Source organism: aff. Roholtiella sp. LEGE 12411 (genome assembly GCF_015206995.1).
Classification (GTDB): Bacteria; Cyanobacteriota; Cyanobacteriia; order Cyanobacteriales; family Nostocaceae; genus Komarekiella.
Map to the genome: position 1 here is coordinate 30675 of NZ_JADEXR010000039.1, position 15125 is coordinate 45799.

The 15125-nt window shown below is 38.9% G+C and carries 22 protein-coding genes; 10 read left to right on the forward strand and 12 right to left on the reverse strand.

Annotation, left to right across the window (positions count from 1 at the left end):
- The first annotated feature begins 286 nt into the window (after positions 1 to 286).
- Together IQ246_RS11495 and IQ246_RS11500 are read left to right on the forward strand one after the other, a co-directional pair.
- Positions 287 to 703, forward strand: a complete 417-nt coding sequence (locus IQ246_RS11495) for a XisH family protein (RefSeq protein WP_194003060.1) — start codon at positions 287 to 289, stop codon at positions 701 to 703.
- Entirely contained in the window at positions 691 to 1068 is a 378-nt protein-coding gene (locus tag IQ246_RS11500) for a XisI protein (RefSeq protein ID WP_194003062.1), read from the forward strand. The genes IQ246_RS11495 and IQ246_RS11500 overlap by 13 nt, the downstream gene beginning before the upstream one ends.
- A gap of 291 nt (positions 1069 to 1359) precedes the next feature.
- Here IQ246_RS11500 and IQ246_RS11505 read toward each other — a convergent pair whose 3' ends face one another.
- Both IQ246_RS11505 and IQ246_RS11510 read right to left on the reverse strand, forming a co-directional pair.
- On the reverse strand, positions 1360 to 2409 hold the full coding sequence (locus tag IQ246_RS11505; RefSeq protein ID WP_194003064.1) for a radical SAM protein: 1050 nt from the start codon (positions 2407 to 2409) through the stop codon (positions 1360 to 1362).
- A 397-nt stretch (positions 2410 to 2806) separates the two neighbouring features.
- Positions 2807 to 3019 (reverse strand): type A2 lantipeptide, encoded by a 213-nt coding sequence (locus tag IQ246_RS11510; protein ID WP_194003066.1) that lies wholly within the window; start codon positions 3017 to 3019, stop codon positions 2807 to 2809.
- A 424-nt stretch (positions 3020 to 3443) separates the two neighbouring features.
- On the opposite strand from IQ246_RS11510, the gene IQ246_RS11515 reads away from it, so the two are divergent.
- Both IQ246_RS11515 and IQ246_RS11520 read left to right on the forward strand, forming a co-directional pair.
- On the forward strand, positions 3444 to 3620 hold the full coding sequence (locus IQ246_RS11515) for a hypothetical protein (protein ID WP_194003068.1): 177 nt from the start codon (positions 3444 to 3446) through the stop codon (positions 3618 to 3620).
- Positions 3621 to 3783: 163 nt separating this feature from the next.
- Complete coding sequence (locus tag IQ246_RS11520; protein WP_194003070.1) at positions 3784 to 3957, forward strand: hypothetical protein; 174 nt, start codon at positions 3784 to 3786, stop codon at positions 3955 to 3957.
- Here the strand turns inward: IQ246_RS11520 and IQ246_RS30330 are convergent.
- A complete protein-coding gene (locus IQ246_RS30330; RefSeq protein WP_339379260.1) occupies positions 3886 to 4110 on the reverse strand; it encodes a biotin/lipoyl-binding protein in 225 nt (74 codons plus the stop codon). The genes IQ246_RS11520 and IQ246_RS30330 overlap by 72 nt on opposite strands.
- Before the next feature lie 149 nt (positions 4111 to 4259).
- On the opposite strand from IQ246_RS30330, the gene IQ246_RS11530 reads away from it, so the two are divergent.
- The 4 genes from IQ246_RS11530 to IQ246_RS11540 all read left to right on the forward strand — a co-directional run bounded on the left by IQ246_RS11530 (position 4260) and on the right by IQ246_RS11540 (position 6432).
- Entirely contained in the window at positions 4260 to 5408 is a 1149-nt protein-coding gene (locus tag IQ246_RS11530; RefSeq protein ID WP_194003072.1) for an ImmA/IrrE family metallo-endopeptidase, read from the forward strand.
- A gap of 11 nt (positions 5409 to 5419) precedes the next feature.
- On the forward strand, positions 5420 to 5545 hold the full coding sequence (locus tag IQ246_RS30840) for a hypothetical protein (protein ID WP_255515526.1): 126 nt from the start codon (positions 5420 to 5422) through the stop codon (positions 5543 to 5545).
- Positions 5546 to 5750: 205 nt separating this feature from the next.
- Positions 5751 to 6011 (forward strand): YlcI/YnfO family protein, encoded by a 261-nt coding sequence (locus IQ246_RS11535; RefSeq protein ID WP_244142000.1) that lies wholly within the window; start codon positions 5751 to 5753, stop codon positions 6009 to 6011.
- Entirely contained in the window at positions 6004 to 6432 is a 429-nt protein-coding gene (locus tag IQ246_RS11540) for a type II toxin-antitoxin system VapC family toxin (protein WP_194003074.1), read from the forward strand. Before IQ246_RS11535 ends, IQ246_RS11540 begins: the two co-directional genes overlap by 8 nt.
- A 64-nt stretch (positions 6433 to 6496) precedes the next feature.
- Here the strand turns inward: IQ246_RS11540 and IQ246_RS11545 are convergent, their stop codons facing one another.
- From IQ246_RS11545 to IQ246_RS11565, 5 genes are all read right to left on the reverse strand, one after another.
- Positions 6497 to 7114, reverse strand: coding sequence for a Uma2 family endonuclease (locus IQ246_RS11545; protein ID WP_194003076.1), 618 nt, complete (start codon positions 7112 to 7114; stop codon positions 6497 to 6499).
- Positions 7115 to 7187: 73 nt separating this feature from the next.
- Positions 7188 to 7370 carry a hypothetical protein gene (locus tag IQ246_RS11550; protein WP_194003078.1) on the reverse strand — a complete coding sequence of 61 codons (183 nt, stop codon included), beginning with the start codon at positions 7368 to 7370 and terminating at the stop codon, positions 7188 to 7190.
- Between the two features lie 307 nt (positions 7371 to 7677).
- Complete coding sequence (locus tag IQ246_RS11555; protein ID WP_194003080.1) at positions 7678 to 8562, reverse strand: GNAT family N-acetyltransferase; 885 nt, start codon at positions 8560 to 8562, stop codon at positions 7678 to 7680.
- Between the two features lie 245 nt (positions 8563 to 8807).
- Entirely contained in the window at positions 8808 to 9869 is a 1062-nt protein-coding gene (locus IQ246_RS11560) for a radical SAM protein (protein WP_194003082.1), read from the reverse strand.
- A 467-nt stretch (positions 9870 to 10336) separates the two neighbouring features.
- Positions 10337 to 10531: a type A2 lantipeptide gene (locus IQ246_RS11565; protein WP_194003084.1), complete on the reverse strand. Its 195-nt coding sequence runs from the start codon at positions 10529 to 10531 to the stop codon at positions 10337 to 10339.
- Positions 10532 to 10957: 426 nt separating this feature from the next.
- Here IQ246_RS11565 and IQ246_RS11570 point away from each other — a divergent pair, with 426 nt between their 5' ends.
- Both IQ246_RS11570 and IQ246_RS11575 read left to right on the forward strand, forming a co-directional pair.
- Positions 10958 to 11182 carry a CopG family transcriptional regulator gene (locus IQ246_RS11570; RefSeq protein ID WP_194003086.1) on the forward strand — a complete coding sequence of 75 codons (225 nt, stop codon included), beginning with the start codon at positions 10958 to 10960 and terminating at the stop codon, positions 11180 to 11182.
- Positions 11169 to 11507, forward strand: a complete 339-nt coding sequence (locus IQ246_RS11575) for a type II toxin-antitoxin system PemK/MazF family toxin (RefSeq protein ID WP_194003088.1) — start codon at positions 11169 to 11171, stop codon at positions 11505 to 11507. The genes IQ246_RS11570 and IQ246_RS11575 overlap by 14 nt, the downstream gene beginning before the upstream one ends.
- A gap of 196 nt (positions 11508 to 11703) precedes the next feature.
- Here IQ246_RS11575 and IQ246_RS11580 read toward each other — a convergent pair whose 3' ends face one another.
- From IQ246_RS11580 to IQ246_RS11595, 4 genes are all read right to left on the reverse strand, one after another.
- Positions 11704 to 12798: a cyclic nucleotide-binding domain-containing protein gene (locus IQ246_RS11580; protein ID WP_194003090.1), complete on the reverse strand. Its 1095-nt coding sequence runs from the start codon at positions 12796 to 12798 to the stop codon at positions 11704 to 11706.
- A gap of 37 nt (positions 12799 to 12835) precedes the next feature.
- Entirely contained in the window at positions 12836 to 13996 is a 1161-nt protein-coding gene (locus tag IQ246_RS11585) for a hypothetical protein (RefSeq protein WP_194003092.1), read from the reverse strand.
- 85 nt (positions 13997 to 14081) lie between these two features.
- Entirely contained in the window at positions 14082 to 14255 is a 174-nt protein-coding gene (locus IQ246_RS11590; protein WP_194003094.1) for a hypothetical protein, read from the reverse strand.
- Positions 14256 to 14288: 33 nt separating this feature from the next.
- Positions 14289 to 15077, reverse strand: coding sequence for a MinD/ParA family protein (locus IQ246_RS11595; protein WP_194003096.1), 789 nt, complete (start codon positions 15075 to 15077; stop codon positions 14289 to 14291).
- Between the last annotated feature and the right edge of the window lie 48 nt (positions 15078 to 15125).

Below are 15125 nucleotides of genomic sequence, written 5' to 3' on the forward strand. Positions count from 1 at the left end.
ATTAATACTAAGAGCGAGATTTGTTCTCTTCTCTATTCTCCTATAGTCCATAAAGGGCGGTGAGGCGATCGCCTATGTTTTTTACCTTATGCAAAGGCGAAGAGACGCAAATTCTAACATGCAATCAAATCTCTTTAATAGCGATCGCCACCCCATCTAAAACGCTATCATTTAACTCACCGTCATATTCCGCTCTCTCAGCCAACAGAGAATTCCTTGTAGTCTATGAGAAATTAAAATAGCGATCGCTCCACTATCTAAAACCTTATATTAAGAATACAACCCCGTGCCCGCCAAAGACCTCTATCACGATGCTGTAAAAAATGCTCTGATTAAAGACGGGTGGCTGATAATTGCTGACCCTTACATAATTAAATATGAAGACGCTCAACTGTATGCTGATTTAGCCGCAGAAAAACCAATCGCCGCAGAACGCCAGGGGGATAAAATTGTTGTAGAAATTAAAAGCTTCGTTGGTAAATCTCAGATGTACGACTTCCACAACGCCCTCGGACAGTACATCGTCTATCGCAACCTCATCCAAGCCAGCGAACCTGAATATAATTTGTACCTAGCAATTGACGACATTGTTTATTTAAACTTTTTTCAACGTCCATCAGTTCAACTCATTGTCAATCACAATAATCTGCAATTAATTATCGTAGATATGCAACAGGAGCAAATCGTGCAATGGATACACTAACTCACTATCGCCATACTGTCCAAGAAACTATTAAAAAATACTATAACTTGACCAATTCTCAACCCACTAATACCACAGACACTACAACTAGCGATCGCGTTCCGCCCAGCATAGCTGATCGCCTGATTTTAGACGAACAACGTGACCAATATCTGTGGTTGCGGTGCGGTTGGGATGGTAAAAAACGAGTGCAGCACATTATTTTATATATCCAGATTCAAAATGGTAAAATCTGGGTGGAAGAAGACAATACTGACTTGGGGATTGTTGATGACCTGTTGACAGCAGGTATCCCCAAAACCGATATGATTTTAGGCTTTCATCACCCTAGTAAAAGGGCATTAACTGAATTCGCCATTGCGTAAAACATTATAACCAGCGATTTAACTCACACTTAACCGCCTCAATATCTAATCTTTTACCCTGCGATCGCCACACCATCTAAAACGCTATCATTCAATTCATCGTCATATTTCGCCCTCTCAACCAACAGATAATTCGTTGTAGTATATGAGAAATTAAAATAGCGATCGCACCATAAAAAACGAGATAAAAATCCTATATCTTGGTGTAACTTTGCCGCATAATGGCGATCGCTTTTCTTGTTCTAGTCTTTCTTTGCCCTTGCAATGAACCAACTGCTAGGAAACAAAGCATTACAATGCTATTTCTTGGGTTTTAGAAGTAGCTTCCTTAATTGGCGGTAGACCAACAAGGGGACATGCTAGTGCAGCAGGGTCAAGGGTTTCTATACCACGTACCCAAGGAGCAAGACGACCTGGTATTAACTTGAGTGTTCCATCTGAGTGTAGAGTAGCGATTTTATTACGTTCATCGTTAAGAGCAACTGTACACTTTGCTACATCACCATTCGAGCGAATTACTAAAGAATTGGGCTTTGAAGCATAACAGACATCATCCACCTGAGATAAACTTGATGATGATTCAATACTTTCGCCACATAATTTTATTTTTAGTAATTTAATTGCCTCTATTTTCTCTATGTCAGATAATATTTTTATTGATTCATCGTTCAGTCCACCTAGACGTTCAATCGCCTTGAATAAAACAGAAAACCTTGAATCATGAATAAATTCTTTTTTTATATCCTCAAGAAGCGGATCAATAAGTTTAAGAGTATCGGCGGTAAAGTGGATACGCAACATAACCGATACTGGTAAGGAACTATCACGAATTGCTAGCAAATTATTCCAAATTCGGTCATATGTGTCGCTACCATTTGCACGAATTCGGCTTTTGTTATGAACATCACGGGGACCATCAAGGGAAATTTGATAATGTTTAACCCCAACATCTGCTAAGTCCGCAGCAACATTATAATCTAGCAAGTATCCATTTGTAGTTATATCTCCTTTATAATGCAATTTAGGATACTTACTAACTAGTGTACTAGCATATTCAGAAATTTCCAAAACAATATCTTTAGCAGTTAGAGGTTCACCACCAAACCATGAAATCTGCAAAACATCTAAAGAAGGACTACGTTTATCAAGTAATGCTTTAATGCCGATAATTGTCTCTTTATTCATACGTCCTGCTAAAAAATCTTCGTAGCAGTAAGTACAGCGTAAATTACATCGCTCTGTTGGCAAAATCATAAGCTGGAAGTACTTATTTGTTACTATTCTTGCACGGCGAATATTATCGTTGTAATTTTTTGTCTGGTTAGCAATTGTTACAATCATGGAATCAATCTCCAAAATTTATCAGTAAGAATTCATGTGTTATTTTAAGGCAAAAAATATAGCTAAAATTCACAACAGATAGGTTCTAATATCAAAGTTCGACTGAAAAATTAGTGAAAGTTCTATTAAGTGAAAAATATTCTCAAATTTGTCAAGAGAGTAGAACTAGCCTTTTTAATTAGTATACTCGTGTCTTACTGGTAAAAAATTGACTTTTAACCAGAAACATAACAAAGGTACTAAGGTGAAGTTAAAAGCTCAGAAATAAGCAGAGTTTTTCAGAATTTTTCCTTCCCTTTAAAGGGCTAGTTCTACAGAGTATGATAGCTACTGAGCCAAAACTTTATTATGACTAAGATTAGCAATCACTATTCAACTTTATTTTGGAAAAAATAAATTATTCTAGCGTATCTTCAGCTAGCCTTCCACAATTACAGTTACCACAATTGCCGTTCCCTCCAGCTATTGCATCAAGTTCTTCCGGGCTTAACTCCAGGAGTACCTCTGCTAGTTTTGGATCTTTAATTACTACTTCTCCGTTTTCATTAATGGAAATAGCATCATTAACTTGTTGATTTTCATTTTCGGGGTTTTCATTTGGATTTGACATTATTTACTCCTTATCTGTTGGCTAAACTCAGTTTTACTAGAGTCAAGAAACTCAAATCGTTATCTGCATTAATTAAGAAAAACCTAATTTTGACTATAAATCTGCCTACCATAACCAAGCTAACTCAGCAGCATTCCCCATAGTCTATGAGAAAGCATAATTGCGATCGCTCAATAAAAGCGCGATGCAAAACTTAGTTACTATAAGTAGTTTGCTGGAAAACCTCTTTTGAACACAATGCACAATTTTTAGGTAAGACTATGATTTTTTTAGTTAAAACTCATCGACTTTTTCTCTTCACAAAAAAACGGTTATGTAATTAGATATCAAAATATGAATTGTCTAATTAAAATTATTGTCGATAGCATGATTTTGCAATTTTATCAATATATAAGTCCTAGGAGCAAAATCAATAGTAATAGTTATGAATAAGCCAATTCCTGAGAAATTATCTAGCCAAATCGATGCAGGGGTTAAACTTGCTATTGCTAAAGCTATCGAAAGACACCGCCGTTTAGGAGAATCTATTAGTATTTGGCAAGATGGTCAAGTTGTTACATTAACCGCCGAACAAATTCCTCCTCTCAAATCAGATGACTAGAAATAGGAGGGGTGATCTTCCTAAAAGACCTCTTAAATCCACTACTGAATGGCACTAAGAAAAGCCCAAAGGCTTGTGTCGTCTCGTTCCCAGCCTGGGGGCTGGGAATGTGTTTAAAGAGGCTCTGCCTCTTGTCAAGCTAGTGGAGGCGGAGCCTCCCAGAATGGTTTCCCAGCCCCCAGGCTGGGAACCAGTCAGAGCAAGGGCTGTATCTTTTCTTAGTGCCATTAAATCCACTACTCCAAACAACTTCCATCATCATCTCCTAGTAAATCAGCGATCGCACCATAAAAAACGAGATACAAATCCTATCTCTTGGTGTAACTTTGCCGCATAATGGCGATCGCTTTTCTTGTTCTAGTCTTTGTCCTTGTAGTGAACCCACCGCTTGGTGTTGTGACTCTAGTTGCGTGAGTTTCGCTTGTTGCTGTTGTGGTTGCTTGCGGAGTTCAGCTTGGTCAATAGTTGCGAGTACTTGCCCTTTTTTGATGACACCCCCAACTTTTTTTTAGATTTTTTATCAAGTTTTACAAAAGACATGACGTAAAACAGCTTTGACATTTTATATTAAAATTAGAAAATATAGATACAGCTACTTTGACAAAATTTAGTCCTCCAGCGAATAACAGCACATCCACTATGAAAGAGATCATCGCTGGCAACCTGATTCGCTACCGCAAAAGTCTAGGCTTGTCTCAAGAGCAACTTGCTGCAACTACTGGCGTAACTCGCCAGAGCATCAATAACTACGAGAACGCCAAAACTTTACCAGACAGCAAAATCCTCTCTGCTCTGGCGAATGTTTTGGGCATTACACTCGATGACTTGCTACGCTCACAAGGTGAAGGACTACCCAACTTCCGGTTCCGCGCTCATGTAACATTGGACACGGCAGTTGCTACAACTTTGGGAACTAAAGCAACGCACTGCCTCAAAAATGCCCAGTTTGCAGCCCACGTGCTACGAATGCTGCAAACTTATAACGCTCTAGAACAAGCCATTGGCTTACCAAGCTACACGCCAGAAAGTACACCTTGCCATCAAATAGAAGGCAATGAAAAGCACATTCAGACAATAGCTGCTTTGTTTCGTCATCGCCTGGGCTTGGGAGATGCTCCCATTGCCAACCTGTTTCAGTCTGTAGAAGAAATCGGTTTAAAAGTTTTACGCTCCTCCATTCCCATTAAAGATTTCTTTGGTTTGAGTGCTTGTAGTGATGTTGAAGGTGCTTTTGTCTTGGTAAATACCCATAACATCACCATTGAACGTCAATTGTTTACCCTTGCACATGAAATTGCACATCTAATCTTTCACCGTGTAGAGTATCAAGACACTCTAATTGAAGAAGGAATTTCATCTGAAGAAAAAGCACGAGAAAAAGTGGCTGATTACTTTGCCAGTCACCTACTTGTTCCCCAAGCTGAATTTGAGCGGATCTACACACTTACCAAAGATATTGTCAAACTGAAACGGCATTTTCGAGTGAGTTACCTAGTCATTTTGAATCGTTTAGCAGAAATGGGAATCATTGATTTTGCTAAAGAGAAAGCCAAAATATGTGCAATTTATAAAAAGCAACATGATGGTGCATCTTTGCAAAATTTTATGGAATTACCACCAGCACTGATTGCAGAGGATTATCTAGAAAATGAACGTTATGAATTTCTAATTTGGCAGTCCTTAAAATTTGGCAAGATTTCCGAGATGAAAGCGGCAGAACTTCTCAATTTAACTGTTGAAAAACTGCGGGTGCGTCGTCAAGAAAATGAGGTTTATGCAGTCGCTTAACGGAACAATTCTTGACGCAACTGCACTCATTGATTTTCGCTGATACCTTAATCAAGGAGCGGTGTAAATACATTTCTCCCAGAGTTTTGGCAGATTGGACAACAAGTTTACACAGCGATCGCCACACCATCATTTAACTCATCGTCATATTCCGCACTCTCACCTAACAGAGAATTACTTGTAGTCTATGAAAAATTAAAAGCGATCGCACGGTCAAACTGCCATTGAACACAATGCACAATTTTTAGGTAAGACTATAATTTTTTTAGTTAAAATTAATCGACCTTATATGTTAACCAATAAATGGTTATATAATTAGATATCACAATATGAATGCTATAAATGAAAATGGAACGTGAAGCAGTCACAATCCGGTTTCCTATTCCTTTATTAAACAAAGCAAAACATCTTAAAGATGGCTCAGAGTCATTCAATGAGCTAGTAGTTGAAGCAGTAGAACGAGAGGTTAAACGACGACAGGCTATTGCTACTCATCAGAGCATCGTAGCCAGACGTGCCAAGATCAAGGCTAGAACTGGCGTACACCCAGACGTGAATGTTCTCATCCATAGCCTCAGAGAAGGGGATATGCGAAGTGAATAAAGTCCTATGCCTGGATACAAGCGTTCTTATTGCCTATCTTGTGCCTGATGAAAATGAACCATTAGCAGATAATCTGGTGCTGGAAGCAGTTGTGGGACATACACGTTTAGTTATTCCCAGCTTTGCTTGGGCAGAAGTAGGCTCAGTATTACGTAAAAAAGTCAGGATGGGTTTACTGACAATAGAAGAAGCAGAAGGCTGTTATCAAGATTTTTGCAATCTACCCATAGATTACATTAATGAGCAGTTACTCAGAGTCAGAGCTTGGGAAATTGCAGAGCAATATCAACTACCAACACTCTATGATGCTGCATTTTTAGCTTGTGCTGAGGGCGAACAAGCACAGTTCTGGACGGCTGACAAGGTGCTATTAAATAAACTATTGCCACTGCCAGCTTATGTCAATCAGCTAGGAGTCTAGCAAGTACCAATATTGCCAGTTATATCAAGTAGTGGGCTGCCATAACCAGCGATTCAACCTACTTTTAATACTCTCCTAAAGCAGCGTGAAAAACTTGTTCAGCAGTTAAATTTAGTTCTGGAAAAGTGAGTGATTGAATGCGGTCATTTCCCCGAAACTGAGTGATTTGATACTCACCCTCAACTAAAATATAAACTGAGATTACAGGCTGTTTAGGATTTCCAATAAACCGCTTTCCGCCAAAAGCAGCATAGTCAACAATCCAATATTCGGGAATCCCAATTTCCTCGTATTCAGCAAATTTCAGGAAATAATCATCCCGCCAATTTGTACTGACAACCTCTATTGCTAATGGAATTGATTTTGCTTGAGTAACTGTTGATGATTTTTTCCAAAATTGTTCATTGACCAAGTTAGGAAGATTCAATACTAATACATCTGGAATATAACCAGATTTCTGATCAACTGATTTGACTAATGCTTGATTAGGAATCGAATAAGCTAAATTAAATCTACGAATCTCAAAATTGAGTTCTCTAATCAAAAATGCTCTGACTAACTCATGTTCCCCCGTCGGCTGCATTTCGAGTATGATTCCTTTATGTAATTCATATCGACCATTTTCTGGTTGACATTCGATGAATTCTTCAAATTTTATCCGTTCTACTAAAGGTTGAAACATAATGCTGTTTCCTTCAATACTTGAATCATACTTCAAAGCTGATACTATATTTTTGTAACGCTCTTCTGTTATTTTACGTTCCTAATGAGGTGCTAGAAGCGATCGCCTTTAGGCATTTTTGCAGGGTAGCCGGCGCTTTAACTTTTTGCTGAATCTGAAGCGGTTCGTTTAAAACATAAAAGGTTTTCGGCTCTAACCCAAGTGTATTGCTCCATAACCAGCAATTTAACTTACTTTTAACCTCTCCAGCATCCAATCAAATCTTTTACCTGCGATCGCAATACCATATCAAACGCTATCATGCAACTCATCCTCATAATCTTTAGCCAACGATAGACCTTGACAATTATGCCGTGCTGTACTGTCAGTAGTATGTAAAAATTATTTTGATGGTTGGAGAGACGCGATAAATCGCAGTCTCTACAGCAAATCTATTCGTCAATTATTTATTGACACACTATTAGCTAGATTTTGCACAACCTTGTCGATAACCATCGAGCGTCGTCTAAAGATGTTTACTGTATAACTCAGTTATTGTTAGACATAACATCTTGTTTTTAAATTTAGTTCAATAATTTACCAGTACCTCTGGTTTCATCAACAGAATTTAAATAAGGAAACCAGCGTTTTTTAACAAAATTCACCATCGATTCATGTTCGATTGGCACAGTCCAAATACCATTAAGAATATTAGCCTCGTATTGACGTTTAGCAGCTTCAGCGTATAGAGAAATGATCCGCCCCATTTTCTGCAAATCCTTCCTGACAAAACTACAGGTATACCTGATAGTATCTGAAGTAAGGCGATGGTTAATCACCCATCCTACTACCTGTCCTTGGTAACGCAAACCCAAACTGTTTAAAGGTTCTAAATTATTTTCGTATTGAAAGGGAATCAAGTCTTCAGGAATCCACGCTTGAGTCTCTTGTTGCTTTTGGATAGTTTGTCGTTCTTGAGCGGTAATTTCCACCCAAGGAAATATGTTATACGCAGAAGGAAGGCGGCTGTATTTGTGTATCCAAGTTGCTTCCAGAACTGTCTGTACACTACCTTTGCACAGCAGCATTCGGGTTTTCGGAGTTGTCCAGTTGCATTTGTAGAGCAGACGCTCTAAAGCAGGTGTTGTAGGCTTGCTAGTAGTGTATATCATCTCAATTTTTGTACACCCTCTTTTACCTACTTCTGTTTCTAAACGGGTAAGTAAAGCTGTTCCAATTCCAGCACTACGATGTGTTGCTTCAACAAATATGGAGTGAACCTGCGCCAATTGATCATCTTGATGAATTCCAGCTAGAACTAAACCAAGTGGTTTATCTAGATCAGAAGCTGCGATCGCAATAACAGATTTTTCTATTTCTATATTTTGCAACACATACCGGAAAGCAGGAAAGGTAAACCTTTCATAGTTAGCTGCTGTTGAATCTTGTAAAATATTGACGGTGTACATTTTCCACCTCTTCAGTTTTTTTTGAAGTCAATTAGCATTTTAGATTTAAACTCACATTTTTTTAGTTTTTGCTTATTACTTATAAATTTTATGGTGCGCTAAATGGCATAGGACTTAGACAAGGGTCAGATTTTTTTCGTAAAAGTTGTCAAGAGTCCAAAAAACTTTGATTATTGACTCTTGACTCTTTAACAGAAGGTATGTGTGCCAGTTGCATAAATCCTGACCATGACTGCTATTCTTGGCTAGAGAGCAAGTGCTTTTGTTTGCAAATTAGTCGCTATTTCATCACTTGTTGGCAGAGAAACGAGAGGACAACCTAACACATCAGGATCAAGGGTTTGAATTCCACGAACCCAAGGAGCAAAACGACCTGGTATGAGATCAAGCCGACCATCTGGCCGTAAAGTGCCAATATTGTTGCGTTCATCCGAAAGGGCTACTGTGCATTTCCCAACAGAACCGTTGGCACGAATTACTAAAGAGTTGGGGCGTGAGGCATAACAAACATAGTCGTCTGGAACGCTAACATTCTCTGGTGCTTGCAAATTCTTACCAAACAACTTTGCTTCGAGAGTTTTGATAGCTGCCTCTTTTTCAGTCTCTGAAAAAATTCTGATTGCAGCATCATTAGGACTACCGAGATGCTCAATAGATTTGAAGTAAACAGAAAACCTGGAATCAGGCAAAAATTCTTTTTTTATATCCTCTAACAGTGGGTCAATTAGTTGGAATGTCTCTACAGTGAAATGCAAACGTAGGTTTATATCAATTGGTAATGAACTATCTCGAATTGCCAATAAATTAGTCCAAATACGTTCAAATGTACTTTTTCCATCGGCACGAATACGACTTTGATCATGAACTTCTCTAGGGCCATCAAGAGAAATTTGATATTGTGTCACTCCCACATTGGCTAACGCAGAAGCTGTATTGAGATCCAATAAGTAACCATTTGTGGTCATGCTACCTGAATAATGGAGATGGGCATACTTGGATGCCAGAGACAGGGCATATTCAGAAATATCTAATACAATATTTTTGGCAACAAGTGGCTCTCCACCAAACCAAGATAGATTTAAATAACTTAAATTTGGGCATCGTTTATCAAGGATAGCTTTAATACCTGCTATCGTCTCTGGCTGCATCCGCCCTATTGAAAAATCTTCATAGCAGTAGATACAACGAAAGTTACACTGCTCTGTTGGTAAGATGATTAATTCTAGCAACTTGTCGGATATTAATCGCGCACGCCTGAGACGATCAGTATCAATAGCATTAGCTTCGTGCAAAACTGTTACAGTCATAATAAAAACCTCTCCACTCCAGAAAGTATTCTTTATAGCAACTTGAGTTATTATTTGGAACTTTAGCGATGCTGGACTAGCTTTCAAGCAAATAATACTATAGGATTACTATTTGATTTTTGAACAACAGAAAGTGGACTGACCAAACCAATTTAGTGCATAAATATAATCATTGTGGAGTGGGCTTCTAGCCCGCTCAGAATAGGCAAGATGCCTGTTCCACAAAAAAAGCATAATGCAACATTTTAGCCTGGTCATGCCACTAAAAATACTTAACTTTTTTCAGAAATCACACCTGATTCCTATAGATATAGGAATCCTATTTGATTTTTGAACAACTAATCTGCCTAAAAGCTTGACATACAAAACTTTTCTTCTGAATATACTAAGGAAGATTCAAGTAAGATTCCCATCGCACAACTCAGCAATTCTGCTAAAATCCAACTTTCAATAGGGTTTGAGACGCGCTAACCCTGGCAATTCTGATTAGTACTATTACACCTTCTATTCTTACCACCAGCAATCCGCTCAAGTTCTTCAGGACTTAACTCTTGAAGTAAATCTGCTAATTGAGGATCTGTAACCACTAATTCTCCACTTTCATTGATTTCGAGATAGTCACTAGCCTGTTTAGGATTTTGGTTTTCGTTTGGCGTAGACATAATTTCTCCTAACTGATTTGAAAACAAGGATTACAAGCACAAGAAATGAATATTTTGATGTTCTTTCTCTGGTTAATTCATTGTTGATAACCAACAATGAATACTATATTTTTTGTGCTCTTAACTACAAGAATAACGTCTTTAAAATTTAGATGTAATGCATTATTTTTAGCTAAGACTCTGATTTTTTTATTTTTTACCATGAATTCACTATCTAATCTAATAAGGAGCAAAATCGATAGTAATACTTATGAATAAGCCAATTACTGACAAATTATCTAGCCAAATCGCATCATAAAAGTGCCAGGCTTATCAAGTCCCTTTTGAATACAATGCACAATTTTTAGCTAAGACTATGATTTTTTTTAGTTAAAATTCATAGATTATGATTAAGTAAGAAGATTATTGCTACTATTTGGTAAGACTATGCAAGTTGAAAAACTATCAATTTCCTTACCAGCATCCCTGGTGCAATTTGTTGAAGGTTACAAAGTAGCTCATGACTGTAAATCTCGCTCCCAAGTTATTGAAATGGCATTGCAATTGTTGCGAAAACAGGAACTAGAGTCAGCTTACAGAGAGGCATCTGCCGAAATTGACAATGATTGGGATGTAACGATTACAGACGGATTAACTGATGAAGCGTGGTGATATTTATTACGCAAATCTTAGTCCGGCTGTAGGTTCAGAAATGGATAAACGCCGCCCAGTGCTGATAGTCAGTAATGATGCAAATAATCGTGCTGCTAGCACAGTAACAATTTTACCGCTTACATCAAATGTCAGCCGTGTTTATCCGTTCGAGGTTTTACTTAATCTAGAGGATAGTGGTTTACCATTAGCTTCCAAAGTACAGGCGCAGCAGGTGCGAACAATTTCTAAGCAAAGAATTGTGTCAGAGGTAGTAAATAGTTTAAGTGAAGAGTTGATGCAATTAGTAGATGCTGCTCTCAAACTACATTTAGGTTTGGAGTGAGTACTTTTTAGCGCAAACCTCTCAACAATCCCCAGGGGGTTCAGCTACTAAAAAAGGTAACTTATTCGTGCTGGGTTACTTAGGCATTTTTGCAGGGTAGCCAGCGCTTTAACTTTTCGCTGCGTCTGGAGCGGTTCGTTTAAAACATAAAAGGTTTTCGGCTCTAACCCAAGTGTATTGCTCCATAACCAGCGATTCAACTTACTTTTAACCTCTCCAGCATCCAATCAAATCTTTTCCCGGCGATCGCCACACGATCTAAAACGCTATCATTTAACTCATCCTCATATTCCACATTGTTATTCAACGGTAAACCTTGACTATAAACCCGTCTACCATAACCCAGGCGAGTGAGCATACCTTGTAATCTCTGGGAAAGTAAAATCGCAATCACCCGATAAAAACGAGAGGAAAAACCCACATCTTGCTGTAATTTGGCCGCTAATTCCTGTCGGGAAATCGCCAAGATAACTGAATCTTCCATCGCCTTAACTGTCATAGAAGGTAAGCGGCCATCAATGAAGGCTGTTTCTCCCATAATTTCACCTTTGGATAATCTGGCTAGTTCTCTACCAGCGATTTCACTTCCCTCAATGGCTGCAAAAGCACGAGTTAAAGGATTGCGCTCATTCAAACACACAGACACAGACATACCACCATCTAGGAGAATGTACAGCGCATCTACTGGCCCTTGTTCGCGGATGAGTGTAGTATCGGCGGGAATTTTTTGCGATTTTCCATAAGCAATTATCCAATCGATGTCACTATCGTGCAGTTCTCCAAACATAAACAGCACATCTCTGAGAGGTTGGCCTTGTACTAGATTGCTATATCCCAGTTGATTGACAGTAGTTTGGACTCTATCTGCTAACATAATGGCGATCGCTCGATAAAAGCGCGAAGCAAAACCAATATCTTGCTGCAATTTATCCGCCAATTGCTGTTGAGGAATTGACATTACTAAAGACTTTTCGGCAGCTTTCACAGTCGTAATTGTTGGACGATTACTGACGAAGGGAATTTCTCCCACCACCTCGCCACTAGATAAAATCGCAATCTCACGGTCTAAGATTTCATCTCCTTCGATGGCTGAAAAAGCACGAGTGAGAGGATTAATATCTGGTTGATGAATACTAACTGTTAATATCCCCTCTAGTAAAATATGTAAAGCATCAGCAACTTTCCCTGGTTGGATGAGTAAAGTACCAGCAGCTATTTCTATTTGATGACCAGTAGCAATCATCCAATCAATATCACTGTTAGTTAATTCTTTAAGTAAAACTTCTGTCATCAGTAATACCTTGTTATTTAATATTGGGAATTTCTGATTATTGATGCTGCAATCTGTCTAAAGTTTGTTGAATACGAAAGTGCGCCTCTTGAGAGGCTAATTCTTCCAATGTTAAATGAGTCAATGCCATTAACATCAAAAGTTGAATATTAGTATCTGCTAAATTACCTGCATATTTAGTCTGAAAATTCTGCAAATTTTCCGAAGCTACTTTCACCAATGCTTGTAAAACTCCAAAAGCACCATCGGAAAGTGGCGGTTGACCTCGGTAATTTTGTAGTCTACCTCCTTCTCGATAATTGGGAAATGATTCTAACCCTAAAAAACGCAAGAACCAGTCGGCACGATAATACCCAATAGCAGCTACAATCCCCCTGTAGTCGGCAATTAACTCGTCAAATATATTGTTTTGCATGGAGTCAAACAAGCGACGTGTAAAATAGTGAGTGCATTCATGTTCCAGGCGAATTGTCACAGATAGTTGTTGCCATTGAGATTCGTCAAGTCCCATTTCATTAGCTGAAGAATTGCTATAGAAACCATCACTCAAAATAATGAATTTATCCTGATAAAGTTGTTTTTGTGGTATTAGCCGCCTAAATTCTGCCAGCCAACTACTATCTGAGGAATTAGTAGGATTTTCATCTGCCCATAATTGGCGATACTGGTGAACTCTATCCCAGTTATTAAACCCGCTAACTATACAAGCTCCCATAGAGTCCGGGACTAACTGGGGTTCATTTCGCATTGTTAGAGCTTGTACCAGAAAAACAAAGTCTTCTCGGTTTCCAGTCAATAACACCGGGATAGTTCCAGCTAAACTTTGATGTAGTATTAATTGAAGTTTTTCAGGTTGTTGCAAAATCAAACCAGTTGCTTCGATCATGCCATCCACGGTTACACCCCTACGAGTGGCAGCCTGATACGCTTGTGTCTGACTGATACCCTCTAGGATGGGAAATCGGAACTGAACCAAGCGTTGTTTAAGTACCTCAAATGCTCCGACAACTTTTGCTGCAAGAGCGTATTCTTCCCAAGTGGTTACATGAGGCTCAGGGGTAAGAGGAAAGTTGACAGGAGCAGTTAATCTGTTGTGATTAAATATATTTTGGTTGTACGCCAATAGTTCCTCTATCTGTGCAGGAGTAGCTTGGAAAGAGGCAAGGATATCAGTACGAAATGATTGGGAAGCAATCATAGACGATTAGAGAGTAACGAAGATGAAAAAGATAAGGAAGATAAAGAGGATGAGGGAGTGAGAGAGACTACTAAACCGAATGGCACTAAGAAAAGCCCAAAGGCTTGTGTCGTCTCGTTCCCAGCCTGGGGGCTGGGAATGTGTTTAAAGAGGCTCTGCCTCTTGTCAAGCTAGTGGAGGCGGAGCCTCCCAGAATGGGTTCCCAGCCTCCAGGCTGGGAACCAGTCAGAGCAAGGGCTGTATCTTTTCTTAGTGCCATTCACTACTAAACCCAATGCCCCATGCCCCATCCCTAATGACTAATAACTAAACCAGCAATCTCATCAGTAATCTTTGTGATTGTCTGACTGATGGGATGCTCAGAATAACGTAGAGAGAAAAGACCAATGCTTGCTAGCTGCATCATTTCTTCTGAAAGAGGTAAAATTCCGGCTACTGGTACGTTGTAAATTTTCTCTACCTGTTGTTGCAAATCTGCCAAATTCAAGCTTGGTAGCACCTTATTAATTACTAATAGCATTTTTGGCACTCTCAGCTTGCGAGCTACATCCACTGTCACCGCAGTACCTTGAAAGTCTTGATTATCTGGACGTAAGAGAATCACTAAAACATTAGAAATACCAATGGAAAGTAAGGTTTCTTCATTTAGCCCTGGGTGTGTATCAATTAATAAATAATCCAGTTTTAGACTGCGGATAAGTTCTTGAAAGCCATCATTGAGTCGGACTACATCATAACCCTCACGGAGAATTCTGGCGATTTCACCAGCTTTAATACTAGAAGGTACTAGATATAGACTGCCTTTGACTTTACCTATATTTCCTTGTTCTGCAATTAAAGTATTAGTAACGTCGTAGGCAGCATCTTTAATATCACATCGCCCCCACAAATAATCATTGAGGGTGCGTTCCATTTTGTCCTCTTTCAGACCAAAAATAACGTGAATTCCTGGGGATTGAATGTCAGTATCGATAATACCCACACGTTGCCCTTGAAGTGCTATGTTAGCTGCTATATTGGCAATCAAGTTTGATTTGCCAGTGCCACCACGGAATGAATGAATTGCAATAATTTGTGCCATAAATTACCTCTTAATTAATAGTATTTGGGGATGGGGGATGGGGGATGG

What these genes read in the sequence shown, in the direction of transcription:
- IQ246_RS11580 (WP_194003090.1), bottom strand. Translation starts at nt 12,798, where the DNA reads ATGACAGAAGTTTTACTTAAAGAATTAACTAACAGTGATATTGATTGG.
- IQ246_RS11505 (WP_194003064.1), bottom strand. Translation starts at nt 2,409, where the DNA reads ATGATTGTAACAATTGCTAACCAGACAAAAAATTACAACGATAATATT.
- IQ246_RS11595 (WP_194003096.1), bottom strand. Translation starts at nt 15,077, where the DNA reads ATGGCACAAATTATTGCAATTCATTCATTCCGTGGTGGCACTGGCAAA.
- IQ246_RS11500 (WP_194003062.1), top strand. Translation starts at nt 691, where the DNA reads ATGGATACACTAACTCACTATCGCCATACTGTCCAAGAAACTATTAAA.
- IQ246_RS11585 (WP_194003092.1), bottom strand. Translation starts at nt 13,996, where the DNA reads ATGATTGCTTCCCAATCATTTCGTACTGATATCCTTGCCTCTTTCCAA.
- IQ246_RS11535 (WP_244142000.1), top strand. Translation starts at nt 5,751, where the DNA reads ATGAAAATGGAACGTGAAGCAGTCACAATCCGGTTTCCTATTCCTTTA.
- IQ246_RS11510 (WP_194003066.1), bottom strand. Translation starts at nt 3,019, where the DNA reads ATGTCAAATCCAAATGAAAACCCCGAAAATGAAAATCAACAAGTTAAT.
- IQ246_RS11575 (WP_194003088.1), top strand. Translation starts at nt 11,169, where the DNA reads ATGAAGCGTGGTGATATTTATTACGCAAATCTTAGTCCGGCTGTAGGT.
- IQ246_RS11570 (WP_194003086.1), top strand. Translation starts at nt 10,958, where the DNA reads ATGCAAGTTGAAAAACTATCAATTTCCTTACCAGCATCCCTGGTGCAA.
- IQ246_RS11545 (WP_194003076.1), bottom strand. Translation starts at nt 7,114, where the DNA reads ATGTTTCAACCTTTAGTAGAACGGATAAAATTTGAAGAATTCATCGAA.
- IQ246_RS11520 (WP_194003070.1), top strand. Translation starts at nt 3,784, where the DNA reads ATGGTTTCCCAGCCCCCAGGCTGGGAACCAGTCAGAGCAAGGGCTGTA.
- IQ246_RS11530 (WP_194003072.1), top strand. Translation starts at nt 4,260, where the DNA reads ATGAAAGAGATCATCGCTGGCAACCTGATTCGCTACCGCAAAAGTCTA.
- IQ246_RS11555 (WP_194003080.1), bottom strand. Translation starts at nt 8,562, where the DNA reads ATGTACACCGTCAATATTTTACAAGATTCAACAGCAGCTAACTATGAA.
- IQ246_RS11515 (WP_194003068.1), top strand. Translation starts at nt 3,444, where the DNA reads ATGAATAAGCCAATTCCTGAGAAATTATCTAGCCAAATCGATGCAGGG.
- IQ246_RS11560 (WP_194003082.1), bottom strand. Translation starts at nt 9,869, where the DNA reads ATGACTGTAACAGTTTTGCACGAAGCTAATGCTATTGATACTGATCGT.
- IQ246_RS11590 (WP_194003094.1), bottom strand. Translation starts at nt 14,255, where the DNA reads ATGGCACTAAGAAAAGATACAGCCCTTGCTCTGACTGGTTCCCAGCCT.
- IQ246_RS11565 (WP_194003084.1), bottom strand. Translation starts at nt 10,531, where the DNA reads ATGTCTACGCCAAACGAAAACCAAAATCCTAAACAGGCTAGTGACTAT.